Source organism: Caenispirillum bisanense (assembly GCF_039523075.1).
In the GTDB taxonomy this organism is placed as follows: Bacteria; Pseudomonadota; Alphaproteobacteria; order Rhodospirillales; family Rhodospirillaceae; genus Caenispirillum; species Caenispirillum bisanense.
Genome location: NZ_BAAAEP010000138.1, coordinates 1 through 574, shown reverse-complemented (window position 1 = coordinate 574; position 574 = coordinate 1). Strand labels below are relative to the sequence as shown.

General features: G+C 43.0%; 2 protein-coding genes. Both read right to left on the bottom strand.

Translation table 11 applies throughout. From position 1 onward, the window contains the following. The coding region (locus ABD056_RS22815) for a hypothetical protein (protein WP_343870600.1) at positions 1-199 on the bottom strand (199 nt) is incomplete at its 3' end. 158 nt (positions 200-357) lie between these two features. After that, a partial coding sequence (locus tag ABD056_RS22810; protein WP_343870598.1) for a diguanylate cyclase domain-containing protein occupies positions 358-574 on the bottom strand: 217 nt, incomplete at its 5' end.

Sequence of the window (574 nt, the reverse complement as noted above, 5' to 3'; positions counted from 1 at the left end):
CAATTATTGAGCCTAATCCTACTGACTGACCACTGTCACAAAGCAGACATGCAGGATTGTAGATCTTTAGTATTCCCGTATCAAAAGTGAGAAAAAGGGAATCCAGATATCGACTATCCCTTCCCCAAACATAGCCTTGTAGATTTTCACCTACCGCTTCAATTAATTTTGAACCTATTATCAGTTGCTTGAATTTCATTGACATGTACCCGCCATCTGACCAAAGCATTTCGCTTTATTTTAATGCATTACTCTTTGACTTCCTGAGCGACCAAGAGAGTCCGCAAGCAGGAAGTGGCCTCGCATGCTTTGATACACGTATTCAGATTTTAATTCATCAGCTTGACTGACAAAACTTCAGTCTTTATCCATATCCCGCCACACCAGTCTGTTACGGCCCTGGTTTTTTGCTTCGTACAACAGAATATCTGCGCCTTTGTATAGCTGCTCAAAACTGGCTTTGGCGGAAACTGCCAGGCCAACGCTGACTGTGACTTCTATACCCTGTATTTTTTCGGCTCGAAGTAGCGTCAGTACTCTTTCGGCAAATTGGATAGGGGATTCATGGTTTTGG